Raw genomic sequence first — 26833 nt, 5'->3', positions numbered from 1 at the left:
CCGTTCTGTCTCCACGACGGGGTGAGAGCCATGCCGAAGCGGGTAACCACGGAACCCGGACAGGACCGGGGCCCGGCGATCCTGGCGCCGGCCCGGTTCGGCGGCTTCCCCGGCCCGGTCCGCCCGGCGCTGCCCGGCAACCACCTGGCCAAACTGCTCCGCACCACCGACGCGAAGCAGATCGGGCTGCTCTACCTGACCACCTCGTTCGTCTTCTTCCTCATCGGCGGCGTGCTGGCGCTGCTGGTCCGGGCCGAGCTGGGCCGCCCCCGCATGCAGTTCCTCTCCCCCGAGCAGTACAATCAGGCGTTCACCATGCACGGCACGATCATGCTGCTGCTCTTCGCCACCCCGCTGGTGTTCGCCTTCGGCAACTACATCGTCCCGTTGCAGATCGGCGCGCCCGACGTGGCGTTCCCCCGGCTGAACGCGCTCGCGTACTGGTTGTACCTGTTCGGCGGGACCATCGTCACCGCCGGCTTCTTCACCCCCGGCGGCGCGGCCGACTTCGGCTGGTTCGCGTACACGCCGCTGAGTCTGTCGCAGCACAGTCCGGGCGTCGGTGGCAACATGTGGATCGTCGGCCTGGTCATCTCCGGGTTGGGCACCATCCTCGGCGCGGTCAACCTGATCACCACGACGCTCACCCTGCGCGCCCCCGGCATGACCATGTTCCGGATGCCGATCTTCACCTGGAACCTGCTGCTGACCAGCGTCCTGGTGATCCTGGTCTTCCCGCTGCTGGCCGCCGCGCTGATGGCGCTGCTCGCCGACCGGATCCTGCACGCCCAGGTGTACGACGCGGCGACCGGCGGACCGTTGCTCTGGCAGCACCTGTTCTGGTTCTTCGGCCATCCCGAGGTGTACATCGTCGCGCTGCCGTTCTTCGGCATCATCACCGAGATCATCCCGGTCTTCGCGCGCAAGCCGATCTTCGGGTACACCGGCCTGGTGCTCGCCACCATCGCGATCACCGTCCTGTCGATGAGCGTGTGGGCGCACCACATGTTCGGCACCGGCCAGGTGCTGCTGCCGTTCTTCAGCTTCCTCAGCTACCTGATCGCGGTGCCCACCGGGGTGAAGTTCTTCAACTGGATCGGGACGATGTGGAAGGGGCAGCTCACCTTCGAGACCCCGATGCTGTTCGCCGTCGGCTTCCTGGTCACCTTCCTGCTCGGTGGCCTCACCGGCGTGCTGCTGGCCAGCCCGCCGGTGGACTTCCAGGTCACCGACTCGTACTTCGTGGTGGCCCACTTCCACTACGTGCTCTTCGGCACCATCGTCTTCGCCGCCTTCGGCGGGGTGTACTTCTGGTTCCCGAAGATGACCGGGCGGCTGCTCGACGAGCGGCTGGGCAAGGCGCACTTCTGGACGATGTTCGTCGGTTTCCACGCCACCTTCCTGGTGCAGCACTGGCTGGGGGCGGAGGGGATGCCCCGCCGCTACGCCGACTACCTGGAGAGCGACGGCTGGACCGTACTCAACATGATCTCCACGGTCGGGTCCTTCGTGCTCGGCCTCTCCACCCTGTTCTTCATGTACAACGTGTGGCGGTCGTGGCGGTACGGGGCGATGGTGTCGGTGGACGACCCGTGGGGTTTCGGCAACTCGCTGGAGTGGGCCACCACCTGCCCGCCGCCGCTGCGCAACTTCGACCGGATGCCCCGGATCCGCTCCGAGCGGCCCGCCTTCGACGCCAAGTACGGCCCGCTCGTCGCCGACCTGGGCCGGGACCTGCCGCAACGCACCACCCTCCCGCCCCAGGAGTTCCACGAGGAGTTCCACCGGGAACGGCACGCACCGGAGTCCCCGGCCGCCGAGGGGGCGCACGGCGCCCGGGAGGCGGTGGCGTACCACCCCGCGCCCCAGTCCGGCGCCCGGCCGGTGGAGGTACCGGAACCGGAGGAGGTCCGCCGGCCCAGCTTCGAGCAGACCGACGAGCCGGAGGTGGGGGCGCTGGGCGCGGAGCGCGAGCCGCAGCCCAACGAGCGCTGGCGTCACCCGCACAGCCGGGGCGACACCCCCGAGCACTGAGCGCCCCCCGGTGCACGGAGGGGCCCCCTGTTAACACCCCCGGTGGTGAGAGGGGGACCCCTCTCTACCGGATGCGTTAACAGGGGGCCCTTCCTTACCCCTCAGCGGTCGCGGACCGGGGTGGGGGTGCGGGCGGTCGGCTCGGTCTCGGCGGCGCCGTTCTGCCAGGGTGGCGGGGTGTCGGCGAGCATCGCCTGGCGCAGCCAGGTCAGCGCGCGCGACAACAGCCGCGACACGTGCATCTGGGAGATGCCGAACCGGGCGGCGATCTCGGCCTGCGTCTGGTTGCCGTAGAAGCGCATGGCCAGGATTCGCCGCTCCCGCCAGGGCAGCCGGTGCAGCAGCCCCGAGACGGTGACCCGGTCGTCGACCGACTCGAGGGCGTTGTCCGACTCGCCGACCAGGTCGCCGAACTCGGCGGAGCTCTCCCCGCCGACCGGGGCGTTGAGCGAGGCCGGACTGTACCCGGCGGCGGACTCCAGGGCGGCCAGGATCTCCTCCTCCGGGGTGTCCAGCCGCTCGGCCAGTTCGGCCACGCTGGGGGCCCGGGACAGCTCGCTGGTGAGCGCGGCGGTGGCCTGCCCGACCTCCAGGATCAGGTCCCGCAGCCGGCGGGGCACGTGCACCCCCCAGGTGCGGTCCCGGAAGTGCCGCTTGATCTCGCCGACGATGGTGATGGCCGCGTACGCGGTGAAGGACCCCCGCTCCGGGTCGTACCGGTCGACGGCGTTGACCAGCCCCAGCCGGGCCACCTGCTCCAGGTCCTCCAGCGGCTCGCCCCGCCCCCGGTACCGGCGGGCGAGCCGACCGGCGAAGGGCAGCGCGAAGCGGACCAGGTCGTCGCGGGCCTCCTGCCGCCGGTGCGGGGGCAGCCCCTCGATCCGGGCCGCGTACGCCAGCGCCGCGGCGTCCAGGTCCTCCAGGCCACGCTCGTTCGTCGGCGGTGGTGTGGTCGTGCTGGTCTGTCCGAACATCCGCGCCTCCCTCAGGAAGGTCCCCGCCCGGATCGGAACCGGTTGTGCGCATGGTCGGGCCACGCACCGGGCCGGAAGTGGGTCACGTGGCTGATTCCGCAGCCGGAGCACCAGCGGCGCCTGCTGACGCCGGGCGGCGACGACGCACGGCAGCCAGTGCTGACACGCCGTCGCGGCCTGCGGTGTTCCCGCTCCGTAGGTACTCAATCACGAGACCCGGGATCGCGAGGATGTTTCGGTGGGGTTGGTCCCGGGCTGTTCGGCCGGGCCGGGTCAGCAGAGCGCGAGCCCCTGGTGGGGGCCGTCCTCGCGCAACGCGGCCAGCGCCGCGCCGACCGGCAGGGGCGGCGGGACGGGCAGGTCGTACGGCTGGGCGCGGAGCACCTCGGTGGCCCGGCGGGTGGGTACCGCGGTGACCGGGTAGCCCCGGGCCGCGGTGCGGTCCAGCGCCCGGCGACGCCGGCCGAAGGCGGCCACGGCGAGCCACTGCGGCAGGCCGGCCAGCGCCGGTGAGCGGACGCCGGGCGGCTCGGGAAGGACGTCCACCGAGGTGAACGGGGCACTGCCGGCCAGCCACCACTCGGCGCCGGCCACCGCCCGCCGGGTGGCGTTCTCGCACCAGTACGGCACCAGTCCGGCCCGGAGCACCTGCCAGGGGTCGAGCAGCCGGCCGCACTCCACGACCAATCGGTCGCCGGTCTTGCCCGCCGTGCGCAGCCACCGCCGGTACAGGTCGGCGACGGTGGCGCTGAGCGCCTCCGGCTGCGGGACCAGCACCTGGTGCAGCGGGTGTCCGCGCCGGCCGGTCCACTCCCGGACGCTGTGGACGAAACCGGACTCCACGCCGTGCTCGGCGTCACCCCGGGCGCAGGAGACCTCGGGCGGCTCCCAGCGGGCGTCGTCGCCCCCGGCGGCGCGCAGCACCTGGCGCAGCGCGTGGCTGTCCGGGTGGAAGTCGACCGGGTCCAAGCCGCTGGCGGGGCAGCCGACCTGGAAGCTGTGCCCGGAGCCGACGTCGAGCACCGGCCAGGTCCGGCCGTCGCGCAGCACCAGCACCGGGGCCTGCGGCGCCAGCCGGTCGGCCAGGAACCGCCGGTACGCCCCGGGCAGGTGCCGCCAGCGCACCGACAGCGCCACGGTCGAGCCGGCGAGGGTGCCCCGGCTGGCCGGGCAGTGCACCTGACGGACGTGCACGTCGGCGTTGCCGGCGAGCAACCGGGCGGCCAGCGCCGTGCCGTGGTCGAGGGCGGCTCCGGGTCGGTCCACGGTCCCCTCCGGCCACCGCACGGTCACCTCGAAGCCGGTGGGCAGCCAGGGCATGCCGAGCGCCACCGCCAGGTGCACGGCCGCGCCGTGCGGGGAGCCGAGCAGCACCCCCGGGTAGCGGCGGCGCGGGTACTGCTCGGCGAGCCACCGGGCGACCCGGTCGCCGTCGACCTCGGCGACCTGGGCCGGGCTGAGCGCCGCCCGGCCGGCGGCGCGGGCCACCGCCGTACGGCGGACCGCCTCCGGCGCGGCGGCGATCCGGGCGAGCGTCGCCGGCTGGCCGAGGTCCGCGCAGTCGGTGCCGCGCAGCGCGCGGGCCGTCGCGGCGACCAGCACCCGGGCCGTACTGCCCGGGGCCACCACCCGGTCGCCGGTCAGGCCGGTACCGCCGGCGACCAGCCCCGCCGGTCCCTCGCGGACCGGCTCCACCTTGCCTCGTTCGCTCACCACGGGCCCCGGCTTCCCACCGCGATGGGGTTCAAACAGGGCATAGGCCGCTGGCCGGGATAATCCGTTGATCACGAGCATCCACCGGCCACCACGGCGTCCCCACCCCACCCCACCCCGCGCGATCATGCACTTCGGGCCCTCAGAGTGCGGCTTTTGTCCCTGTTGTCGGGGCGGCGAGTGCACGATCGCGGGGAAGGGCCGCGTCCGCTTCGTCACGGGCGCGGTGGGGCTCAGGCGCTTCGGCCGGGGGTGGCGGGGTCGACGTAGCGCAGCACCGCGCCGACGCCGTCGGCCAGGTCCGGCGCCTCGCCGGGTGCCAGCACGGTCAGCTCGGCGTCGGTGCCGGCCAGCGCGCGCAGCAGCGCGGCGTCGGCGCGGACCTGCTGCGGTTCGCCGCCCCCGGTGAGCCGCTCCGGGTCGGTGGCGATGTCGGTCGGCGCCGACCCGATCCAGAGCTGGCCGGTGGCGGACGGGTCGTCGACGATCAGCATCGTGTCGACCTGGTTGCGTTGCAGCGCGTCGACCACCGCGTCCAGCCCCGCGCCGACGTCCTCCTGCATGCCGAACCGGTCCAGGGTGGCGTCCACCCGCGCCTGCGCGGCCTCGGCGATGACCTGCACGGTCACGTCGTCCATCGCGGCCGGGTCGGCGCCGCCGGTGCGGGCGCCCGCGTCGGTGCGGACCAGCACGTCCTGCCAGCGCCGGGGCAGTTGGGCGGCGATCACGCCGGTGGCCCGGATGTCGCCGGCGAGCACCACCACCTCCGCGTTGACCTTCTCGGCCAGCTCGGCGGTGGCCGCCGCGGTGTCCCCGGCGTTGTGGTGCCAGGCCTCGTCGGCGGCGCGCTGGTAGCGCGACTGCGACCAGCCACCCGGGTTGGCCCGGCGCAGCGGGTAGCTCTCCCGGCCCCGGACGGTCGCCCGGCGGGGCAGTTCCCCGGCGCCCACCGCGATCGCGTCCGCGCCGGTGCGGTCGGCCAGCACCCGTACCCAGGCGACCTGTTCGCCGCGCTGGGCCACCAGCGGCATGGTGTGCGGCAGCGGCGCGACGCTGGCCAGGTCCCGCAGCGGTGGCGCGGAGAGGTACTCGGAGAGCACCACCCGGCCCCGGGTGGCGAAGACGGCGATGCCGTAGTCGCCGGCCATCGGGGTGTGACCACGGACCACCTGTTCGATCGCGTCGACGGTGGCGGCGTCGGCCCCCTGCCCGAGCAGGTCGCCCTTGAGGGCCCGCCAGCGCAGGTCCAGCGCGGGACGCGAGTCCTGGGTGTCCCGGGAGGCGTCCAGGTAGACCGAGCACCACGGCCCGGCACGGTCGTACAGCGGGCGCAGGAAGGACAGGTGCATGCTCGACCCCTTTCCAGCTCGACCCTGCGCTTACCCGCGCCGGTGGCGGAGTCACCTGACCGCCACGCGAACATGACTCGCGTTCACTCATGTCCTTCCGGCCCGCGAACCGATACGATCGGTACCGGAAACCGGACTCTCGGTGGCATCCGGTGCTCCCGGGGGCATCCGGTGCTCCCGGGGGCATCCGGTGTTCTCGGTGGCATCCGGTGTTCTCGGTGGCATCCGGTGTTCTCGGTGGCACACGACTCACGGCGGCGCACGGCTCTCGGTGGTGACCATGGACAGCGACCTCGAGTACAAGCGGATCGCCCGCCCCACGCAGCGCATCTTCACCGGCCGGGTGGTCCGGCTGATGGACGGCTACACCCGCGAGCTGAAGGTCGGCCAGCCGGTGCTGGTCGCCGTGGTGACCGCCGCCAGCGTGATGGGCCTGCTGCTGCTGGCGATCCGCTCGCTGCTGTCCAGCGCCGCGGGCGGCGGTGGCCGGCGGAGCTGGAAGGAACTGCGCAAGGGCCCCGAGTTCCTGGTCACGCCGCTGCGGCTGCGCGACCGCGACAACCGGCTCTTCGAGGTGGAGCTGCACGGGCACCTGGCCCAGAGCGCCCTGCACCCGGCGGACTGGGTGCAGATCACGCTCAAGCCGCAGGACCCGGACCTGCCGCCCCGGGTGGAGCAGATCGTCAACCTCACCACCGGTCAGCTGCTCCGGCCGCGCCACGCCACCCTCTGGAGCCACCTCGGCCCGCCGCTGCTGCTCCAGGCCATCCTGGGGGCGCTGATCGTCCTCGCGGTCGTCGTGCTGCTCGTGCTGGTCTGAGGCACCCCGGCCCGCCCCGTCAGGGTGATTCCGGTTCGGCCCGGAACACGACCGTCACGCTGAACGTCGTCCCGTCGACCTGGTACGCGTAGCAGCCGGGACCGCCGACCACGGTGGTGCCGGGCAGGTCGCTGTCCGGGTGGGTCAGCACCGCGTGGTGCCCGCCGTCGCGGGGATCGCCGAGGTACGAGAACTCCGCGGCGGCGGTGCCCGGCCCGTCGATCCGGGCCGCCCGGACCAGCACCGGCCCGGTGTAGCCACTGGCGATCCACCGGACCTTCGTCCGGTACGAGCCGTCCGCCTGCCGGTCGTGGGCGCGCAGCCGCAGCACGGTGCCGTCGCCGAAGTAGTCGGCGACCGGGTACACCGGCCCGGGCCCGAGCACCCGGCTCGCCTGGTCGGCCCGGGACCAGGGCTGCGGCGCGCTGGTCGGGCACGCCCCACCCGGGCCCACCTCGGGCAGCCGGAGCGGAGACACGGCCAGCGCCGCCGGGGTGCCGGACACCGGCGGTGACGCGGGGGTCGGGGCGGGGATCGGCGCGGTGTCACAGGCCGCCACGGCCGACAGCAGCGCGGCGACGGTCACCACCGGCAGGACTCTGCGCACCCCCGCAGTATCGACCATCACCGACGTGCCGCGCGACCCCGCTCCGGCCGGGCGCGCTCAGCCGGCGGTGACGGTGAGCGCCCCGGTCAGGTACGTGTACGCGACGGTGAGGGCGCCCTTGTCGGCACCGTCGGCGACCGCGCCGACAAGGGCGAGCGTGGCCAGGTCGGAGTTCTTCAGGAGGGTTCCCAGCCCGCCGGCGGCCTGCTGCCCGACCGGGGTGGCCGTGGCGTAGTTGACGGTGTGGGCGGCCGTGGCCGACTGTTCGCCGGCCGTCACGGTGACCGAGACCCGTTTCGCGCCCACCGGCACCGACAGCGTGGCGAGATGACCGGAGAGGGTCCGCCGCAGCGGGCTCAGCACCGTGCCCAGATCCACGTCGAAACCCGGGTGGGTGCCGACGGCCGGCACGTCCAGCCGGGTCCGCACGGTCGCCGGGAAGGCGGTGCGTCGGCCCTCGATCGCCAGGGCGTACTGCCCCGGCGGCAGCGCCACCTCGACCGTCCCCACCCCGACGACGGTGGTGTACGGCACCCGCTCCGTCACCCCGCCGCCGGTGAGGACGGCGTCGAACTCCCCGTTCAGGCGTTCGCCGCTGCCGGCGTGGGTGTGGTGGAAGGTGACCCTGACCCGGTCCGGCTCGGGCCGGGTCCACCTACGGAGGATCTCGTCGCGGACCCTGGCCTGCTCGGCGGGCGAGAGCATCGCCCCGCTCGCCGCCAGGCGGCGCAGGTCGGCCTCGAGGTCGGCGGCGCGGCCGGCCGATTCGAGCGCCGAGCGGGCGGCGGCCTCCTGGGCCGGGGTCTTGGCCTCGGTGAGGGCCTTGAGCGCGGCGGCCTCGCGGCTGTGCTGTGCGGTGGCGAGGTCGGTCTCGTACTTCTGCTGGAGCTCCTTGGCCTTCCGCGCGGCCTCGGCGATGCCGATGGAGTTGTCCGACAGCTTCTTCAGCAGGTCGGCGACCTCGGCCCGGCCGGACATGTCGCGGAAGATGTTCGGGGTGGCGAAGGCGGTCAGCGCCGCGGCCAGGCCGGTGGGGTCGGGCGCCGCGGTGGGCGCGACGATGGAGACCACCGAGGACGGGAACGAGGTCGGGGTGGTGGCCGGGGGTGCCTGCGGCGTCGGGCTGACCGGGGTGGCCGGATTGATGTCCGGCGCCGTGACGGGCAGCGGGTGCTGGTCCCACTGCCAGAACCGGGTGTTGTCGATCTCCTCCGAGATGGTGCAGTGGCCGAGTTTGCCCTCGGCGAAGACCCCCCGGGTGGGGAAGGTGACCAGCCGCTCGGTCCGGGCAGCCGGGTCCACGTCGGGCGCCTCGCCGTCGAGCAGTGCGTACGCCACGGCGGAGCCGAAGACGTCGAGCGGCCTCGGGTCGAGGTGGTCGAGGTAGTTGCCGGTGATCCAGTCGCGGCCCTCGAACTCGACGGCGATCTCGTTCGGGTGCCGGGACAGCGCGATCACGGTGTCGTAGTACGTGCCGTGCCGCCGGATGTGGTCGAGCAGCCCCTGGCACGCGGCGCGCTCCTCCGGGGTGAGCAGGAATCTCGGTGCCGGGAGGCCGGGCACCTGCCCCGGCTCCCGGTCCGGCTGGGGCGGCGTGATGGTGGTGAACGTGTTGTTGCCCGAGTCGTCGTGGTCCTGCCCGTCGCGGTACTTGCCGAACATCAGCTTGTACTCGGTGGGCGGGATGAGCACGACCCGACGCTTGTCGGGCAGGGCGAACGCGCTGACCGCCAGCCAGTGCACCTTCCAGGTGTCGTTGACCGTGTAGATCGAGAAACCGGCCAGGTCACCCCACCGGAGGCCCTTGCCCTCCTCCGCGCCGACCGGGACGAAGGCGAAGAAGAGTGCCCGTTCGCCCCGGGAGCGCAAGCGCCCGCCGGTGTTGAAGTTGGTGGAGGTGTCGTCGCGGACCAGTTCGATGGCGGCCCCGTCGTGCTTGACGGCGTAGATCCGCAGGTGGTTCTCGGAGTCGTTGGTCATCTCGTCGTGCAGGCCGTCGAAGGTCGTCACGTCGAACTCGAACATCGTGAACCGCTGGTCGCGCTCGGTGGTGGGCGGAGGACTCGCGGACGTTCCCGCCCAGGGCTCCTGGTGGCCGTGCCCCCGCCGCTCGCCCAGCAGGGCGACCAGCCGGTCGACCGCGGCGAAGCCGGGCCGCAGGCGCTCGTCACGCAGGTACGGCTCCAGGGCCGGCCGGTGCCGCGACACCGCCGCCGCCCACGTCGCCTCGACCTTCGCCTCGTCCGACGGCGTGTTCGGGTCGGCCGGCGGCTCGTCCTCGGGAAGGACGGCGCCGTGCCGGACCAGCGCGACCGGCCGGCGGCGGACCCAGCTCGTCTCCACCCGGTAGTGCCGCAGCACCTCGTAGTACAGGATCGTGAGCGTGTGACCCCGGTTGTGGTTGGTGAAGGTCCGGGTCTGGATGGTCTCCCGCTCCTCCTGCCGGGACTGGATGACCACCGTGCTGGCCAACTCCCGGTGGGCGGCGCTGGACTGCACGAACCCGTCGGACAGCCGGTGCACGTTCTCGGCGGCCAGAACCCGACTGCCGCTGCTGGTGGAGTAGCTGCCGCCGAGGGCCATGGTGGCACCACCGGCGATGCCGGCGGCCCCGCCGGTGCCGGAGGCGCCGACCGAGCCGGCGGCCCCGCCCAGCACCGTCCCGCCGCGCTGCCACTCCTGGAGGGTGGCGTGCACCGTCTCGGTGATCACCCGGTCCCGGTGGGTACGGTGCAGGAGCTGCTCGCTGAACTCGGTCTCCTCCTGCCGGGCCGACTCGCCGGACCAGGCCCAGTCGACCACGGCCAGCTTGACCGACTCCCCCGGCGCCAGCGGCAGGCTGTACTGGATCTCGCCGAGGGAGTGGCCCAGCGCGTACCAGGTGGCCCGGTACTCGTCCACGTAGCCGAAGCGGACGTCCCCGGGTAGCTCCACCCCGTCCGGCGGCTCGGTCACCCGGACCACCTGCCGGAACCCGAACTCGCGCAGGGCCACCGGAGCGACGACGAGCTTCTCGCAGCCGTCCGCGCCGATCAGCAGGTCGGGCGCGGCGGCGAAAGACCCGGGCGACAGGTACCAGTCGACCAGGGCCGGGTTCTGCATCGAGGGCAGGTTCAGCACCGTCATCGGCGCGAGGTCGACCGGGGCCAGCTCCAGCTTCGCGAAGATCGCGTCACGGGTGAACCGGGCCTGCTGCACCGCGTTGTACCGGCTGCTCTCCCGACCCAGCGGGTACAGGTGGAAGGCGTACTGCGCGCCGGTCCGGCCGGCGCGCAGTAGCTCCCGGTCGATCCGGCGCAGGTCGAACGAGGCGTATCCGGCGTGGTCGGTGGCGAGCGTGCCCAGCGGATACGAGTAGGTGGTCGTGCTGCCCCGGGCCTGGCGGGCGATGCCCAGCCGGTCGAGCGCCTCGGCGACCACCTCGGCGGCGCCGATGCGGCGGGCTTCGTCGCTGAGGTCGACCAGCCGGCGGTCGCGGGCCAGCTCGGCGACCGCCTCGATCAGCTCCTCGCGCCGCTGCCGGGGCAACGCCAGGTAGGTGGGATCGTCCATGGCGCGGGCCAGCGCCTCGCGCAGCAGTGGACCGAGCGCCGGGTGGGTGAACGGCTCGTCGGACAGGGCCCGGATCTCACCGAGGTCCAGCGGCGAGGGCGGGGCGTCCACCACCAGCGAGACCTCGGCGTAGACCGGCATCCGGGCCAGCGGGGCGTGGGTGTCCCGGTTCAGGGCCAGGACGCTGAGGTGGGTCTGGGTGAGGTGACCGATACTGCGCACGGTGCCACCGCCTGCCTTCGGGAAGGTGGCACCCAATCTAGGGCGGCACCGCCCCGGCTCAAGGCTTCGGTAACCTTCCCGTCACCGACGGACGGGGGCGGGGGTCAGCCGACCGGGGTGGGTGCGCGCTGCGGCGTGTCGGCGGAGGTGCCGAGCATCCCCCGGCGGGCCGCCCAGCGCTCGAAGACGATGGTGGCGAAGGGCGGCACCGCGCAGGCCAGCGCGACCCCGGTGGCGAGCAGGCTCCACCGGTGCAGCCGGGCCACGGCCAGGACGAGGAGTCCGTAGACGACGAAGAGCGCGCCGTGGATCGGCCCGAAGATCTGCACCCCGATCTCGTTGCCGGGCGGACCGTACTTGACCGCCATGCCCACCAGCAGGGCCAGCCAGGATCCCGCCTCGGCGATCGCCGCCACCACGAAGAGCCTGGTCACCACGTCGCGCATCGTCACGCTCCCACCTCCGCGCCGGCAATGGTAGCCACCCCGCCCGGGACACGACGCGGCGACCGGCGATTCCGGGAGCGACATCACCCGCACCGTGGGTAAGGAGAACGGTACGTCGGGTCCGTCATGGGCCGTGACGGCACAACTGGCCGCACCGATGGTGACAGGATGGTGACCATGAGCGAGCATGTCGGGGTGCTGACCTTCAGTCGGGAGGACCGGGTCCGCTACCGCGACAAGGTACGGCGGTGCCTCGACGTCTTCGCCGAGATGCTCCGGGAGTCCCGGTTCGACACCGACCGCCCGATGACCGGGCTGGAGCTGGAGCTGAACCTCGTCGACGCCGGCCGGCTGCCGACGATGCGCAACGCCGAGGTGCTGGCCGCCATCGCCGACCCGAGCTTCCAGACCGAGCTGGGCCAGTTCAACCTGGAGATCAACGTCGCGCCGCGCCGGCTCGCCGGGACCGGCCTGGCCGCGTTCGAGGAGAGCGTCCGGGCCAGCCTCAACGCCGCCGACCGGGCCGCGCGTGGGGTCGGCGCGCAGTTGGTGATGATCGGCATCCTGCCCACCCTGCGCCCCGAGCACCTGACCGCCGGCACGCTCTCGGCCAGTCCCCGGTACCAGCAGCTCAACGAGCAGATCTTCGCCGCGCGGGGCGAGGACCTGCGGATCTCGATCAACGGGGTGGAGCGGCTCGCGGTCACCGCCGACGCCATCACCCCCGAGGCGGCCTGCACCAGCACCCAGTTCCACCTCCAGGTCAGTCCGGCCCAGTTCGCCGACTACTGGAACGCCGCCCAGGTGATCGCCGGGTGTCAGGTGGCGCTCGGGGCGAACTCCCCGCTGTTCTTCGGCCGGGAGCTGTGGCGGGAGACCCGGATCCCGCTGTTCCAGCAGGCCACCGACACCCGGGCCGAGGAGATCAAGGCCCAGGGGGTACGCCCCCGGGTGTGGTTCGGGGAGCGCTGGATCACCAGCGTGTTCGACCTGTTCGAGGAGAACGTCCGGTACTTTCCGGCGCTACTGCCGGTCTGCGACCCGGAGGACCCGGCGACCGCCCTGGCCAGCGGGGACGTGCCGAAGCTGGCGGAGCTGCGGCTGCACAACGGCACCGTCTACCGGTGGAACCGCCCGGTCTACGACGTGCTGCGGGGCCGCCCGCACCTGCGGGTGGAGAACCGCGTCCTGCCGGCCGGGCCGACCGTGCTGGACACCATCGCCAACGGGGCGTTCTACTTCGGGCTGGTCCGCGCCCTGGCCGAAGCCGACCGTCCACTGTGGTCGCAGATGTCGTTCAGCGCCGCCGAGGAGAACTTCGTCACCGGCGCCCGGCACGGCATCGACGCGCACGTCTTCTGGCCCGGCCTGGGCTACCTGCCGGTGACCGAGCTGGTGCTGCGCCGGCTGCTGCCGCTGGCCCACCACGGTCTGGACCGGTGGGGCGTCGACCCGGCCGAGCGGGACCGGCTGCTCGGCATCATCGAGCAGCGCTGCCTCACCGGGCGCAACGGGGCGAGCTGGCAGGTGGCGACCCTGCACCGGCTGGAGTCGGCCGACCACCTGGACCGCCCGGCGGCGCTGCGTGAGGTGGTCCGCCACTACGTGGAGCTGATGCACAGCAACCGGCCGGTCCACGAGTGGCCGATCCCGTGACCGGCCGCAGTGGAGGGTCCGGCTAGAGTCCTGCGGGTGGCGACCGACACCGCGGCGATCGACTCCGCGCTGACTCTGCTCCGGGCGACCGGCGACACCCTCCCCTACCCGGGCACCTGGCTCCCGGCGCCCCGGCCCGAGCCGGCCGGGCTGGTGCTGGCCGAGGACGAGGGGCTGTCCCGGCTCGTCGTCGCGACCGACACCGGCGCGGTGTCGCTGGTCGACGACGAGGGCGCCGACCTGGTCAACTCGACCCTGGCCGCCTTCGTCGCCTGCGCCGAGGCGTTCCGGGCCGCGCAGGTCGCCGCCGAGGCGATCGACGACGAGGCCGACGAGGAGTTGGCGGCGCTCGGCGAGCAGGTGACCGAGCGGTTCCGGGAGATCGACCCGGCGGCGGTCGCCCACGAGAACACCTTCTGGTCGGTGGCCGCCGAGGAACTCGGCTACGGGCTGCTCTGAGCCGACCGGGGCGCTCCGGAGGCCGGGCGCAGCGCGCCGACGGCCACCCGGGCCGCCTCGGCGATCAGCGCGTCGTCGTGCGGGGCGTCGACGGTGTCCCGACGGGAGAGCACCGCCAGGACGATCGGGGCCCCGTCGGGGGGCCAGAGCACGGCGATGTCGTTGCGGGTGCCGTACCCGCCGGAGCCGGTCTTGTCCCCCACCTGCCAGCCGGCCGGCACCCCGGCCCGGATCAGCGCGTCCCCGGTGGTGTTGCGGCGCAGCAGGTCGACCAGGACGGCCCGGTCCCCGGCGTCGAGGTGGTCGTCCACCGCGTACGTCCGCAGGGAGGTGGCCAGGGCCCGCGGGGTGCTGGTGTCCCGGACGTCGCCCGGGGTCGCCTGGTTGAGGGCGGTCTCGACGCGCGCCGGTGTGGTGACGGTGTCACCGATGCCGCGCAGCGCCCGTTCGAAGCCCCGTGGCCCGCCGAGTTCGGCGAGCAGCAGGTTCCCGGCGGTGTTGTCGCTGTACCGCAGCGCCGCGTCGGCGACCGCCCGCAGGGTCATCCCCTCCGCGACGTGTCTCCCGGTGACCGGCGAGTGGGCCACCAGGTCGGCGCGGCGGTACCGGACCAGGCGGTCGTACTGCGCGTCGGTGGTCGCCTCCAGCACCGCCGCGACCGCGAGCGCCTTGAACGTCGAGGCGTACGCGAACCGCTCGTCGGGCCGGTGTGCCACCGTGCGGCCCGAGCCGGTGTCGACGGCGTACACCCCGAGCCGGGCGCCGAACCGGGCCTCCAGGGCGGCGAACCGGGGACCGGGCGCGGGAGCGCCGGCACCGGTCGTCGGGGCGGTGCCCGGGGTACCGGTCCCGGGAGCGGGGGACGTCCCGGGGGAGGCACCGCCGGACGGCGGCGTCGACGCGCAGCCGGCCACCACGAGCAGGCCGAGGGCGAGGGCGGCGGCGCGGGCGCGGGGCCGGCGGGAGCGGGTCATCTGGTCCTTCCGTCGGTGGGCCGGCCGGCCGTCGCAGGGTGCCGTCCGGCCCGGGAGGCTACCCCGGGAGGCGGTAGACCGACACGTGGGAGCGGGACTCGGCGGTGAACTCGGCGCCGGCCCAGTCGGCGTGCCGGCTCTCCAGCTCGAACCCGGCGAGCTGACCCATCAGGTCCAGCTCGGCCGGCCAGACGTAGCGGTGCGGGCTGCGGAACAACGAGGCCTGCCGGCTGCCGTCGAACCGGAAGTGGTGCGACACGACGTGCTGGCGCAGCAGGTCGTAGGTGTCCAGACCGATGTAGCCGGGCTGGGTCAGCCAGACCGTGGCCTCCCGGCCGGGCGGGAGCGCCCGCAGCTCGGGCACCCAGAGCTCGATCACGAACCGGCCGCCGGGGGCGAGGTGCCGGGCCGCGTTGCGGAAGCAGGCGACCTGCTCGGCCTGGGTGAGCAGGTTGGAGATGGTGTTGAAGACCAGGTAGACCAGGGCGTACTCGCCGGGGGCGGTGGCGGTGGCCATGTCCCCGACGACGACCGGGATCGTCGCCTCGTCCACCTTCGCGCGCAGTCGCTCGATCATCGGCTCGGACAGTTCGATGCCGGTGACCGGTACGCCCCTGCCGGCCAGCGGCACCGCCACCCGCCCGGTGCCGACGGCGAACTCCAGCGCCGGCCCGCCGGCCGCCAGCTCGGCGAGCCGGTCGACGGTCGGGTCGAGGACCTCCGGCGCGAACATGCCGATCCCCGGTGTGTCGTACTGCGCGGCGGTCTCGGCGTCCCAGGTCTCGTCCTGTCGGATATCGCTCACGATCACCATGCTCCTCCCGCTGTCCACCGATTTTCGCCGCGGGTCCGCCACCGTCAGAGCGCGACCACGGCGGCCGTCTCGGCGGGCAGGACCACCCCGTCGCGCATCACCGTGACGCCGGCGCCGGTGGCGAGCAGGACCTGGCGTACCACGCCGGGCAGCGTGATCCGCTGGGCCCGGCCGGCCAGGTTCGCCACCACCAGGCACCGGCCCCGCCGGACGACCACGAACCGGTCGCCGTGCCGGACGTCGACCGTGTCCAGCCGGGGGTCGGACAGGTCGGGGTGGGACTTGCGCAGCGCGATCAGCCGGCGGTGGAACTCGTACAGCTCCCGGTGCTCGGGCTTGTCCAGCTCCGCCCAGTCCAGCCGGGACCGCAGGAACGTCGCCGGGTCCTGGGGGTCGGGCACCTCCCCCGCCGGCCAGCCGTGCTCGGCGAACTCCCGACGCCGGCCGGTGGCCACCGCCCGGGCCAACTCCGGCTCCGGGTGGCTGGTGAAGAACTGCCAGGGGGTGGTGGCCCCCCACTCCTCCCCCATAAAGAGCATCGGGGTGAAGGGGGCGGTGAAGAGCAGGGTCGCCCCGATCCGGAGCATGGCCGGGGTGAGGGTGGCCGAGATCCGGTCCCCGGTGGCCCGGTTGCCGATCTGGTCGTGGTTCTGGAGGTAGGCCACCAGCCGGTGCCCGGGGGTGCGGTGCCGGTCCAGGGGGCGACCGTGCGCCCGGTGACGGAAGCTGGACCGGGTGCCGGTGTGCAGGAAGCCCCCGGTGAGGACCTGACCCAGCCCCTCCAGCGAGCCGAAGTCGGCGTAGTAGCCCTGGCGTTCCCCGGTGAGCAGCGTGTGCAGGGCGTGGTGGGCGTCGTCGTTCCACTGGGCGTGCAGCCCGAGCCCGCCGGCCTCCCGGGGGGTGATCAGGCGGGGGTCGTTGAGGTCGGACTCGGCGATCAGCGACAGCGGCCGACCCAGGTGGGTGGCGAGGGTGTCCACCTCCACGGCCAGCTCCTCCAGCAACGGCACCGCCCGGGTGTCCGGCATCGCGTGCACCGCGTCCAACCGCAGGCCGTCGACGTGGTAGTCGCGCAGCCACATCAGCACGGAGTCGATGATGTAGCGGCGTACCTCGTCGGAGTCCGGGCCGTCGAGGTTGACCGTGCGCCCCCACGTGTTGCTCCGCTCGGTGAGGTACGGCGCGAACATCGGCGCGTAGGCCCCGGAGGGCCCGAAATGGTTGTAGACGACGTCGAGGATCACCCCCAGCCCCTTGCCGTGGGCGGCGTCGACCAGGCGTTTGAGCCCGTCCGGGCCGCCGTACGCCTCGTGCGGGGCGTACCAGCACACGCCGTCGTAACCCCAGTTGTACTCGCCGTTGAAGGCGTTCACCGGCAGCAGTTCGATCAGGTCCACGCCCAGCTCGACGAGGTGGTCGAGGCGGTCGACGGCGGCGTCGAAGGTGCCCTCCGGGGTGAAGGTGCCGACGTGCAGCTCGTACAGGACGCTGCCGGGCAGGTGCCGGCCGGTCCAGCCGCGGTCGGACCAGGCGTACGCGGCGTGGTCGTAGACCCGGCTGGGGCCGTGCACCCCCGCCGGCTGCCAGGGCGAGCGGGGGTCGGGCAGGGGCTGGTCGGCGTCGCCGAGCAGGAAGGCGTAGTCGGTGCCCGGCCCCGCCTCGGGCACCTCCTCCCGCCACCAGCCGTCCGGGTCCCGGGTCATCTCCCGGTCACCCGTACCGGGCAGCCGCAGCCGGACCCGGGCGGCCTGCGGCGCCCACACGCTGAACTCGGTCATCGGGCAGCCTCCACGGACTCGGCGGGCGCCAGCAGTGCGACGGGAAGGGTGGCGAGCAGATCGGCGACGGGCACCCGCGGGTCACTGTAGACCCGCCCGGTGAACAGGTCCGTCATCTCGTGAACCGGCAGTTCCAGGGAGGTGTCCCGCCAGCCACCGGCGCGGGCCAGCCCCAGGGGCAGCCGGGTGGCCACGGCGAGGGCGCCGCCCCGGTCGAAGGCGACCGCGTGCGCCCCGGCCGGTCCGTGCGCCGCCACCGGCCGGTACCCGGTGAACAGCTCCGGGTGCTCCCGGCGCAGCCGCAGCGTCCGGGAGACCACCAGCAGCTTCGCCGCCCCGTCGGCGTCCACGGGCGGCAGCCAGCCGGCGTCGAGGCGGGCCAGCAGCTCCCGGCGGGCCGCGAAGTCGACCGGCCGCCGGTTGTCCGGGTCGACCAGGGAGTTGTCCCACAGCTCGGTGCCCTGGTAGGTGTCCGGCACCCCCGGCATGGCGAGCTGCACCAGCTTCTGGCCCAGCGCGTTGGACCAGCCGGCCGGGGTGATCTCGGCGGCGAACGCGGTCAGCTCGGCGTGCAGCGCCGGGTCGTCGTACATCCGGTCCACCACGGCGTGCAGGGCGTCCTCGAACGCGGGGTCGGGGTCGGCCCAACTGGTGGCCACCGACGCCTCCCGGGCGGCCTTGGTCACGTACGCGTGCAGCCGGTCCCGGTCGATCGGCCAGGCCCCCACGGCGGTCTGCCAGAGCAGGTGCGCGAAGGCCGGGTCGGGCAGCGGCGCGGCGGCGGTGAAGGCGGTGACCCGCTCGGCCCAGCGCCGGGGCAGCTCGGCGAGGACGGCCAGCCGGGCCCGCACGTCCTCGCCGCGTTTGGTGTCGTGGGTGGAGAGCGTGGTCATCGACGTCGGCCAGCGGGCCTGCCGGGCGGCGGCGAACCGGTGGAACTCGGCCGGGGTGACCCCGAAGTGGGCCGGGGTGCCGCCGACCTCGTTGAGCGCGACGAACCGGCTCCACCGGTAGTAGGCGGTGTCCTCCACCCCCTTGGCCATCACCGCGCCGGTCAGTTGCGGGAAACGCCGGGCCAGTTCGTCGGCCGGGTCGCGCAGCCGGCGGGTGACCGCGTCCAGCGCCCCGGTCAGCTCGGGTCGGCGGCGGCCGGCCTCGGCGCGGGCGACGGCCAGGTGCCGGGCCCCGTGCGGCGGGTACCCCCGGTAGACGGGGAAGCAGGCGGCCAGCTCGGCCAGGGCGGCCCGCGCCGGCGCGGGCTCCACCTCGGGCACCAGGGCGGCCAGCCGGGTCAGCTCGGCGGCGAGCAGCCGGGTGGCCGCCTCCCACTTGCTGCGGTGGGTGAGGTCCTGCCAGGAGGTGTGCCGCCCGGTGAGCCGGGCGTCCAGCGCGGTGAAGTGCCCCTCGGCCGCCGGGTCGACGAAGAGGCCGCAGACCGGGGCGAGGGCGTCGTAGCCGGTGGTGCCGTCGACCGGCCAGTCCGGCAGCTCCTCGCCGTACTCCAGGATCTTCTCCACCACCAGCCAGACCCCGGGCGCGGCGGCGCGCAGCCGGGCCAGGTAGTCGGCCGGGTCGCGCAGCCCGTCCGGGTGGTCGACCCGGATGCCGTCGACCTCGCCGGCGGCCACCCAGCGCAGCACCTCGGCGTGGGTGGCGGCGAAGACCTCCGGGTCCTCCACCCGCAGCCCGGCCAGGTCGGACACGGCGAAGAACCGACGGTACGTCAGCTCGGCGTCGCCGCGCCGCCAGGAGACCAGCTCGTAGTGCTGCCGGTCGTGCACCTGCGCGGGGCTGCCCCCGCCGGTGCCGTCGGCGATCGGGAACCGGTGCTCGTGGTAGCGCAGTTCCCCGTCGACGACCGTGAGGTCGGCCAGCGCGTCCGGGTCGTCGGCGAGCACCGGCAGCAGCAGCCGGCCCCGGTCCCAGTCGATGTCGAACCACCGGGCGTACGCCGAGTCGCGGCCCCGGCGCAGCACGTCCCACCAGGCCGGGTTGGCCGCCGGTCGGGCCACCCCGGCGTGGTTGGGCACGATGTCGACCACCAGCCCCAGCCCGGCGGCGCTCAGCGCCCGGACCAGCCGGACCCGGGCCGCCTCGCCGCCCAGCTCCGGGTTGACGGCCCGGTGGTCGACCACGTCGTAGCCGTGCGCGGAGCCGGGGGTGGCGGTCAGCAGCGGCGCGCTGTACAGGTGGGTGACGCCCAGGGCGGCCAGGTAGTCGGTCAGGGCGGCGGTGGTGTCCAGGTCGAAACCGGGGCGGACCTGCACCCGGTAGGTGGCGCCGACCCGACCGCCGGCCGGGTGCGCGCCGGTGGCGTCGGGCGGGGTGGTCGGACTCATCGGGCCGTGTCCTCCGTGGCCGGCGCGGTCGCGGCGCGTTCGAGGACCACCAGGGAGCGGTCCGGCACGGTGATCGCGCCGCCCGCCTCGACCGTCGCCGTCTTCCCCGGGTCCGGTTCCGCGGTGCTGATCACCAGGTCCCAGCGCGGGCCGAACTCGACGCCGGGGAGGGTGAAGTCCAGCGGCGCGTCGTGGGCGTTGAAGCAGAGGATGAAGGAGGTGTCCGTGTGGCGCTGGCCGTACGGGCCGCGCTCGGGGATGCCGTCGCCGTTGACGAACAGCAGCACCGAGCGGCCGAAGTCGTTGCCCCAGTCCTCGCCGGTCATCTCCCGCCCGTCCGGGGTGTACCAGGCCAGGTCGGGCAGGGGCTCCCCGGCGCCGCGCGGGCGGACCTTCTCGCCGCTGAAGAAGCGCCGCCGGCGGAACACCGGGTGCGCGGCCCGGAAGGCGGTCAGCCGCCGGACGAAGTCCAGCAGGTCGCTGTCGACCTCGTCCCAGTTCACCCAGGCCAGCTCGCTGTCCTGGCAGTACGCGTTGTTGTTGCCGTGCTGGGTGCGGCCCAGCTCGTCGCCGTGGCCGAGCATCGGCACCCCCTGCGAGAGCAGCAGCGTGGCCAGGAAGTTACGCCGCTGCCGGGCGCGCAGGGCGCGCACCCCGGGGTCGTCGGTGGGACCCTCCGCCCCGCAGTTCCAGGACCGGTTGTGGCTCTCGCCGTCGCGGTTCTCCTCGCCGTTGGCCTCGTTGTGCTTGTCGTTGTACGACACCAGGTCGGTCAGGGTGAAGCCGTCGTGGCAGGTGACGAAGTTGATGCTGTGGAAGGGCCGGCGCCCGTCGTCCTGGTACAGGTCGGCGGAGCCGGAGATGCGGGAGGCGAACTCGGCCAGGGTGGCCGGCTCGCCGCGCCAGAAGTCCCGCACGGTGTCGCGGTACTTGCCGTTCCACTCGGTCCAGACCGGGGGGAAGTTGCCGACCTGGTAGCCACCGGGGCCCACGTCCCACGGCTCGGCGATCAGCTTGACCCGGCTGACCACCGGGTCCTGCTGGACCACCTCGAAGAAGGTGGAGAGGCGGTCGACCTCGTAGAACTCCCGGGCCAGGGTGGCGGCCAGGTCGAACCGGAACCCGTCGACGTGCATCTCCTGCACCCAGTACCGCAACGAGTCCATGATCAGTTGCAGCGAGTGCGGGTGCCGGACGTTGAGGCTGTTCCCGGTGCCGGTGTAGTCGACGTGGTACCGCCGGTCCTCTTCCGAGAGCCGGTAGTAGCTGGCGTTGTCCACCCCCTTGAAGCTGAGGGTGGGGCCCAGGTGGTTGCCCTCGGCGGTGTGGTTGTAGACCACGTCGAGGATGACCTCGATGCCGGCGGCGTGCAGGGCCTTGACCATGCCCCGGAACTCCTGCACCTGCTGGCCGAGGCGGCCCATCGCCGAGTAGCCGTGGTGCGGGGCGAAGAAGCCGATGGTGTTGTAACCCCAGTAGTTGCGCAACCCCAGGTCGTGCAGGCGGTGGTCGTGCACGAACTCGTGCACCGGCATCAGCTCGACGGCGGTGACCCCGAGCCGCTGGAAGTAGTCGATCATCGCCGGGGTGGCCAGCGCCGCGTACGTGCCGCGCAGCTCCTCGGGGATGCCGGGGTGGCGCATGGTCAGCCCGCGCACGTGCGTCTCGTAGATCACCGAGCGGTGGTACGGGATCCGGGGCGGCTTGTCGTTGCCCCAGTCGAAGTACGGGTTCACCACCACGGACTTGGGCATGAACGGCGCCGAGTCGGTGGTGGACATGGTGTCCGGGTCACCCAGCTCGTAGTCGTAGACCGCCGGGTTCCAGGTGACCTCCCCGTCGACCGCCTTGGCGTACGGGTCCAGCAGCAGCTTGTGCGGGTTGCAGCGGGGCCCGTTGCCCGGGTCGTACGGCCCGTGCACCCGGTACCCGTAGCGCTGTCCGGGCTCGATGCCGGGGATGTACGCGTGCCAGACGTGGGCGTCCACCTCCCGCAGGGGGATCCGGCGCTCCGCCCCGGTGTCCCACTCGTCGAACAGGCACAGCTCGACGGCCTCGGCGACCTCCGAGAAGATCGCGAAGTTGGTGCCCATCCCGTCGTACGTCGCTCCCAGGGGGTAACGCTCGCCCGGCCAGACCAGCATGTCGCTCCTTCAGGCCCATGTCTCGAAGCGCCCGGCGCAGACCGCCGGAACGCACGCCGGTTATGCCCCCCACCGCCGTGCGCCAATCCACCCGCTCCGGCGGCGGGGCGAAATCCACCCGTCCGCCCCCGGAAGGTGTCGTCCGTCACCTTCGGCCCGTCCGGGATGCGCTATCCCCCGGGATGCCTTTTCCTGTTCGCGGGAGCGCGTCGCGCGTCTCCCGATCGGCCCTGCGCCACCCCTCCACCACCTGTTCCGCCGGCGACCACGTCGGCGCACACCACCCTGCACGGACGGAGACCGATGTGACGACCTTGCGGGTCGGCGAGCACCTCGCACCCCCGATGGACCGGACCTGCCGGCCCACCCCGACCTCCCGCCACCAGGTCCCGCAGCAGCCGGCCGGCTCGGGCGGGGCCGGGCGCCGGCGCCGCATCCTGATGCTGTCCTGGGAGTACCCGCCGGTGCTCGTCGGCGGACTCGGCCGCCACGTCCACGCCCTCTCCGTCGCCCTCGCCGCCGCCGGCCACGACGTCACCGTCGTCACCCGCCACACCGACGGCGCACCCCACGAGGAGTACGCCGACGGCGTCCGCATCCTCCGCGCCGCCGAGGACCCCGTCACCTTCCCCCTGGCCACCAGCAGCCTCCTCGCCTGGACCATGGCCTTCAACCACACCCTCACCCGCGCCGCCCTACGCGCCGCCGACACCGGCACCTACGACGTCATCCACGCCCACGACTGGCTCGTCGCCCACACCGCGATGACGCTGCGGGACCACCTGGACATCCCGCTGGTCAGCACCATCCACGCCACCGAGGCCGGGCGGCACCAGGGCTGGCTGCCCGAGGAGATGAACCGCACCATCCACGGCGTCGAGCAGTGGCTGGCCGCCGAGTCCGGCCGGGTGATCGTCTGCTCCGGGTACATGCGCGACGAGGTGGGGGCGTTGTTCGACGTGCCGGCCGAGCGGGTGGACGTGGTGCCCAACGGGGTCGAGCCGCACCGGTGGCGGGTGCCGACCTCGGCGGTCACCTCGGCCCGCGCCCGGTTCGCCGGGGACGGGCCGCTGGTCACCTTCGTCGGCCGGCTGGTCTACGAGAAGGGCGTGCAGCACCTCCTCGCCGGCCTGCCCCGGCTGCGGGAACGCCACCCGGGGCTGCGCGTGGTGATCGCCGGGGACGGGCCGTACCGGGCGGAACTGGAGGCGGACGTGCACCGCCTCGGCCTCGGTGCCGCGGTGAGCATGCCGGGCTTCCTCGGCGGCACCGACCTGCCGGCGGTGATGGCCGCCTCGGACTGCTTCGCGGTGCCGAGCATCTACGAGCCGTTCGGCATGGTGGCCCTGGAGGGCGCCGCCGCCGGCGCTCCGCTCGCCGTCGCGGCCACCGGCGGACTGGCCGAGATCGTCGAGCCGGGCGTGACCGGGATGACCTTCGCCCCGCAGGACCCCGACGGGCTCACCGAGGCGGTGCACGCGCTGCTGTCGGACACCGAGCGGGCCCGCGCCCTGGCCCGCCGGGCCCGCGCCATGGTGCACGAGCAGTACGGCTGGTCGGCGATCGCGCACCGCACGGCGACCGCGTACGCGACCGCCATCGCCGGGGACACCGCCTTCACCGCCGCCCGCGCCGAGGTACGGATGGCGCGCGGGCACGACCGGGCCCCGATCCCTGCGGGCAACCTGCTCGTCGCCGCCGGGCTGCGCTGACACCGGCGGCGGCCCGGGACCGGTCACCACCGCCCCGGGGCCGCCGCCCGCCGGGAGGACGCCGGGCAGCCGGGCGGGATCGCGCCACCACCCGCCCGGCCGGCGTCACCCGGCCACCGATCACCCGTGCGACCCCTCGCCGTAGCCGCGTCGATGCAGGTCATGTTGCGGTCACGATCTTCCGTCCGCCCTGGTCAGGGCCCTGCTGATCGGCCAGACTCGCAGCAGGTCCGGGCCGGAGCCGAGGGGGACGTGGGTGCGGGTTCTTCTGGTTGAGGACGACCTGCGTGTCGCGTCCGCCCTCTGCGCGGCGCTGCGCCGACGTGGGCACGAGGTCATCCAGGCGATGACGGCCGCGGAGGCGGTCGCGGCGGACCCGGTCGACCTCATCCTGCTCGACCTCACCCTGCCCGACCGGGACGGCCTGGAGGTGTGCCGGCGCATCCGCCAGCAGGACGAGAACGTCGCCATCATCGCGGTGACCGCCCGCGCCGAGGAGTGGGACCGGGTGGCCGGACTGCGCGCCGGAGCCGACGACTACGTGGTGAAGCCGTTCTCGATGGTGGAGTTGCAGGCGCGCATCGAGGCGGTGATGCGACGGGCGGCGCGGGCCGCCCGCACGACCGCCGCGTTGCAGGTCGGCACCCTGCGCATCGACGTCAACGCCCGGCGGGTCTGGGTCGCCGACCGGGAGGTCAGCCTGGCCCGCAAGGAGTTCGACCTGCTGGTCGCCCTGGCCCGGCAGGCCGGCACCGTGGTGCCCCGGGACCGGCTGCAACTGGACGTCTGGCAGACCACCTGGACCACCCGGCACACCCTCGACGTGCACGTCGCGGCGCTGCGCGGCAAGCTCGACGACGCCGGCCTGGTGGAGACGGTCCGCGGCGTCGGCTACCGGCTGCGCACGGGCTGAGACCGGGTGTCGCCGACCGCGCCACCACGGACCGGCGAACAGGGCGCGAATCTCAGATGATCCTCAAGATTCGCAGGCCGGGGGCCCGCGCCGGGCCGGCTGCCGGTTCGCTGGGGGCACCCCAGCCATCCCCTCCTGTTTGGAGATCCCTTTGAGATACAGACGGACCAGGGCAGGTGTGCTCTCCGCGCTGCTCGCCGCCACCCTCGCGGCGACCATGGCGCCGGCGCAGGCCCAGGCCGAACCGGCGGGTGCCGCCGCCCAGGCGGAGCCCAACCAGGTTCAGGGCCTCGCGGTCGTCCAGGGCGACGGGTACGCGACGCTGTCGTGGACCCCGGTCGACGGGGCCACCGACTACCAGATCGAGCGGACCCCGGTCGCCGAGGACGGCACGGCCACCGGTACGGCGGTGATCACGGGCGTGTGGCGTCCGAACCGCCAGATCAACAACTCCGAGCCCACCTTCGCCGACGCCGGGTTCGCCCCGGGCAACCGGTTCCAGTGGCGGGTCCGTGCCCGCGTCGGCAGCGAGGCCCAGCCGTACTCGACGCCGGTCGCCGGCCTCACCAACGCCCACTGGGGCGACCCGGACACCCCGGGCCAGAACCTGCGCACCCAGTGGGAGAACACCCTGGGCGCCCAGTACACCAGCGACGTCAACGAGTACGCCTACACCCAGGCGGTCGACGAGCTGAGCGAGCGGGTCCGGGTGGTGGAGATCGGCCGGACCATCCAGAACCGGCCGATCAACATGTTCGTCGTCGGCTACCCCACTCCCCCGGCGACCCCGGAGGCGGTGGCCGCGACGAACCCCCTGCTGGTCAACTGCAACGTCCACGGCAACGAGCCGGGTGACCGCGAGGCCTGCCTGATCATGGCGCGGCAGCTCGCCTTCACCGACGACGCCAAGACCCTCGACCTGCTGTCGAAGACCACCATGCTGATCCTGCCGACCCTCAACGGGGACGGCCGGGCCACCGGCGCTCGGGGCAACTCCACCGGTCAGGACCTGAACCGGGACTACTCCCTGATCCGTCAGCCGGAGACCCGCGCCTTCGTCGAGATGGTGCGCGACTACCGGCCGATCGCCGGCTACGACGGCCACGAGTACGGCAACGCCAACACCGGTGACCTGCCGATGCTGCCGCCGCGCCACCAGAACGTGGCGCAGGGGATCTTCGACGAGTCGCAGAACATGATCGAAGGCCACATGTACAGCCAGGGCGCCAAGGACGGCTGGTGGGCCTGCCCGTACGGCTGCACCGGCGCCAGCGTCGGCCTGGGTGAGGAAACCATCCTGCGCAACACCCTGGGCCTGAAGAACGTGGTCAACTCGCTGCTGGAGCTGCGCAGCTCCGGTGGCCCGACCCGCCCGGACGAGAGCAACACCGCCAACAACCGTCGGCGGAAGACCTACTCGGCGCTGTGGACCTTCAACCAGTTCCTGCAGTACCACGGGGCGAACACCAAGGCCATCACCACGGCCCGCGCGGAGGCGATCACCTTCCAGTCGACCAACACCGGCCGGATCGTCTTCCGGGGCTCCCGTCCGATCGAGGCCTACCCGGCCCCGCACCCGGGCGAGACCCCGCCGCCGCTGGACGCTCCCACCCCCGAGCGGATCCTCCAGCAGCCGCCGTGCGCGTACAAGCTGACCGAGGAGCAGTACCACGGTGAGCGCACCGACGGCCCCGCCGGCCAGCGCACCACCGTGGCCCAGCGGCTCGCCGCGCACGGCTGGAAGGTGATCAAGCTCGCCGACGGCTACCTGGTCCCGCTGGCCCAGCCCGAGCGGGGTCTGGTGCCCCTGCTGCTCGACGGGCAGGCCGTCGAGGGCCTGGTCGCCGGCGAGCGGGTGATGCCGACCCGCACCGGTACGCACAACGGTCCGCTGACGCTGACCGGCGTGAACTGCATCGACGGCGCCACCCTGCGCGGCCCGCTGCGGGTCCAGCCGGGTGCCACCCTGATCATGACCGGCACCTCGGTCAACGGCCCGATCGACGTCACCGGCGCCGCCGGTGTCTTCCTCGGCGGCAACACCGTCAACGGCCCGGTCCGGGTCGTCGGCACCACCGGCCCGGTGAACGTGGTCGGCAACAAGGTGAGCGGCCCGGTCGACGTGCTGAACACCCAGGGTGCGGCTGCCCTGGTGGCCGGCAACACCGTCAACGGCCCGCTGGGCTGCTCCGGCAACGCCACGACGCCGGTCAACCTGGAGGTCGCCAACTCGGTGTCGGGTCCGAAGTTCAACCAGTGCTCGCGCCTGTGAGCGACTGACCCCGCCCCGTCGGGCACCGGCAGGTCGGCCCCGCGCCGGCCTGCCG

18 protein-coding genes are annotated in these 26833 nt (G+C 73.6%); 7 read left to right on the top strand and 11 right to left on the bottom strand.

Annotation, left to right across the window (positions count from 1 at the left end; all coding sequences use genetic code 11):
- The first annotated feature begins 30 nt into the window (after positions 1–30).
- Positions 31–2034, top strand: a complete 2004-nt coding sequence (gene ctaD, locus AWW66_RS10675; RefSeq protein WP_067363538.1) for an aa3-type cytochrome oxidase subunit I — start codon at positions 31–33, stop codon at positions 2032–2034.
- A gap of 101 nt (positions 2035–2135) precedes the next feature.
- On the opposite strand, the gene AWW66_RS10670 is transcribed toward ctaD, so the two are convergent.
- The 3 genes from AWW66_RS10670 to AWW66_RS10660 form a co-directional block, all read right to left on the bottom strand.
- Complete coding sequence (locus AWW66_RS10670) at positions 2136–3008, bottom strand: SigB/SigF/SigG family RNA polymerase sigma factor (protein WP_067363535.1); 873 nt, start codon at positions 3006–3008, stop codon at positions 2136–2138.
- 273 nt (positions 3009–3281) lie between these two features.
- Positions 3282–4673, bottom strand: a complete 1392-nt coding sequence (locus AWW66_RS10665) for a hypothetical protein (protein ID WP_067363609.1) — start codon at positions 4671–4673, stop codon at positions 3282–3284.
- A 281-nt stretch (positions 4674–4954) separates the two neighbouring features.
- The gene (locus AWW66_RS10660; RefSeq protein WP_067363532.1) at positions 4955–6070 is read right to left on the bottom strand and encodes a baeRF2 domain-containing protein; all 1116 of its coding nucleotides are present in this window, start codon (positions 6068–6070) and stop codon (positions 4955–4957) included.
- Between the two features lie 271 nt (positions 6071–6341).
- Here AWW66_RS10660 and AWW66_RS10655 point away from each other — a divergent pair, with 271 nt between their 5' ends.
- Positions 6342–6890, top strand: a complete 549-nt coding sequence (locus tag AWW66_RS10655) for a hypothetical protein (RefSeq protein WP_067363529.1) — start codon at positions 6342–6344, stop codon at positions 6888–6890.
- A 19-nt stretch (positions 6891–6909) separates the two neighbouring features.
- On the opposite strand, the gene AWW66_RS10650 is transcribed toward AWW66_RS10655, so the two are convergent.
- From AWW66_RS10650 to AWW66_RS10640, 3 genes are all read right to left on the bottom strand, one after another.
- Entirely contained in the window at positions 6910–7497 is a 588-nt protein-coding gene (locus tag AWW66_RS10650; RefSeq protein ID WP_157527363.1) for a hypothetical protein, read from the bottom strand.
- Positions 7498–7554: 57 nt separating this feature from the next.
- Positions 7555–11271 carry a hypothetical protein gene (locus tag AWW66_RS10645; protein WP_067363523.1) on the bottom strand — a complete coding sequence of 1239 codons (3717 nt, stop codon included), beginning with the start codon at positions 11269–11271 and terminating at the stop codon, positions 7555–7557.
- A gap of 104 nt (positions 11272–11375) precedes the next feature.
- The gene (locus tag AWW66_RS10640; RefSeq protein ID WP_067363606.1) at positions 11376–11717 is read right to left on the bottom strand and encodes a DUF3817 domain-containing protein; all 342 of its coding nucleotides are present in this window, start codon (positions 11715–11717) and stop codon (positions 11376–11378) included.
- A gap of 177 nt (positions 11718–11894) precedes the next feature.
- Between AWW66_RS10640 and AWW66_RS10635 the strand changes: the two genes are divergently transcribed.
- Together AWW66_RS10635 and AWW66_RS10630 are read left to right on the top strand one after the other, a co-directional pair.
- A complete protein-coding gene (locus AWW66_RS10635; protein ID WP_067363603.1) occupies positions 11895–13373 on the top strand; it encodes a glutamate-cysteine ligase family protein in 1479 nt (492 codons plus the stop codon).
- A gap of 36 nt (positions 13374–13409) precedes the next feature.
- Positions 13410–13832, top strand: coding sequence for an SUKH-4 family immunity protein (locus AWW66_RS10630; protein ID WP_169807092.1), 423 nt, complete (start codon positions 13410–13412; stop codon positions 13830–13832).
- Here the strand turns inward: AWW66_RS10630 and bla are convergent.
- Genes bla through glgX form a run of 5 tightly spaced genes read right to left on the bottom strand, consistent with a single transcriptional unit; the run spans position 13817 to position 21881 of the window.
- A complete protein-coding gene (gene bla, locus AWW66_RS10625; protein ID WP_067363521.1) occupies positions 13817–14806 on the bottom strand; it encodes a class A beta-lactamase in 990 nt (329 codons plus the stop codon). The genes AWW66_RS10630 and bla overlap by 16 nt on opposite strands.
- A gap of 58 nt (positions 14807–14864) precedes the next feature.
- Positions 14865–15611 (bottom strand): class I SAM-dependent DNA methyltransferase, encoded by a 747-nt coding sequence (locus AWW66_RS10620; RefSeq protein ID WP_245648148.1) that lies wholly within the window; start codon positions 15609–15611, stop codon positions 14865–14867.
- Between the two features lie 53 nt (positions 15612–15664).
- A complete protein-coding gene (gene treZ / locus AWW66_RS10615; RefSeq protein ID WP_067363518.1) occupies positions 15665–17398 on the bottom strand; it encodes a malto-oligosyltrehalose trehalohydrolase in 1734 nt (577 codons plus the stop codon).
- On the bottom strand, positions 17395–19737 hold the full coding sequence (gene treY, locus AWW66_RS10610; protein ID WP_067363515.1) for a malto-oligosyltrehalose synthase: 2343 nt from the start codon (positions 19735–19737) through the stop codon (positions 17395–17397). Before treY ends, treZ begins: the two co-directional genes overlap by 4 nt.
- Positions 19734–21881, bottom strand: coding sequence for a glycogen debranching protein GlgX (glgX, locus tag AWW66_RS10605; protein ID WP_067363512.1), 2148 nt, complete (start codon positions 21879–21881; stop codon positions 19734–19736). The genes treY and glgX overlap by 4 nt, the downstream gene beginning before the upstream one ends.
- 305 nt (positions 21882–22186) lie before the next feature.
- On the opposite strand from glgX, the gene AWW66_RS10600 reads away from it, so the two are divergent.
- The 3 genes from AWW66_RS10600 (at position 22187) to AWW66_RS10590 (ending at position 26778) form a co-directional block, all read left to right on the top strand.
- The gene (locus AWW66_RS10600) at positions 22187–23593 is read left to right on the top strand and encodes a glycosyltransferase family 4 protein (RefSeq protein WP_067363509.1); all 1407 of its coding nucleotides are present in this window, start codon (positions 22187–22189) and stop codon (positions 23591–23593) included.
- A 256-nt stretch (positions 23594–23849) separates the two neighbouring features.
- Positions 23850–24506, top strand: a complete 657-nt coding sequence (locus AWW66_RS10595) for a response regulator transcription factor (RefSeq protein WP_067363505.1) — start codon at positions 23850–23852, stop codon at positions 24504–24506.
- 151 nt (positions 24507–24657) lie between these two features.
- The gene (locus AWW66_RS10590; RefSeq protein WP_067363502.1) at positions 24658–26778 is read left to right on the top strand and encodes a M14 family zinc carboxypeptidase; all 2121 of its coding nucleotides are present in this window, start codon (positions 24658–24660) and stop codon (positions 26776–26778) included.
- Positions 26779–26833: the final 55 nt, after the last annotated feature.

Source organism: Micromonospora rosaria, from assembly GCF_001567585.1.
Lineage (GTDB): Bacteria > Actinomycetota > Actinomycetes > Mycobacteriales > Micromonosporaceae > Micromonospora > Micromonospora rosaria.
The sequence above is the reverse complement of the archived record's forward strand: the minus strand, read 5'-3'. Positions and strand labels throughout refer to the sequence as shown.

Excerpts from the sequence above, each read along its gene's own strand:
- AWW66_RS10640 (WP_067363606.1), bottom strand. The coding sequence starts at position 11,717 with ATGCGCGACGTGGTGACCAGGCTCTTCGTGGTGGCGGCGATCGCCGAG.
- AWW66_RS10635 (WP_067363603.1), top strand. The coding sequence starts at position 11,895 with ATGAGCGAGCATGTCGGGGTGCTGACCTTCAGTCGGGAGGACCGGGTC.
- glgX (WP_067363512.1), bottom strand. The coding sequence starts at position 21,881 with ATGCTGGTCTGGCCGGGCGAGCGTTACCCCCTGGGAGCGACGTACGAC.
- AWW66_RS10660 (WP_067363532.1), bottom strand. The coding sequence starts at position 6,070 with ATGCACCTGTCCTTCCTGCGCCCGCTGTACGACCGTGCCGGGCCGTGG.
- AWW66_RS10670 (WP_067363535.1), bottom strand. The coding sequence starts at position 3,008 with ATGTTCGGACAGACCAGCACGACCACACCACCGCCGACGAACGAGCGT.
- treZ (WP_067363518.1), bottom strand. The coding sequence starts at position 17,398 with ATGACCGAGTTCAGCGTGTGGGCGCCGCAGGCCGCCCGGGTCCGGCTG.
- bla (WP_067363521.1), bottom strand. The coding sequence starts at position 14,806 with ATGACCCGCTCCCGCCGGCCCCGCGCCCGCGCCGCCGCCCTCGCCCTC.
- ctaD (WP_067363538.1), top strand. The coding sequence starts at position 31 with ATGCCGAAGCGGGTAACCACGGAACCCGGACAGGACCGGGGCCCGGCG.
- treY (WP_067363515.1), bottom strand. The coding sequence starts at position 19,737 with ATGAGTCCGACCACCCCGCCCGACGCCACCGGCGCGCACCCGGCCGGC.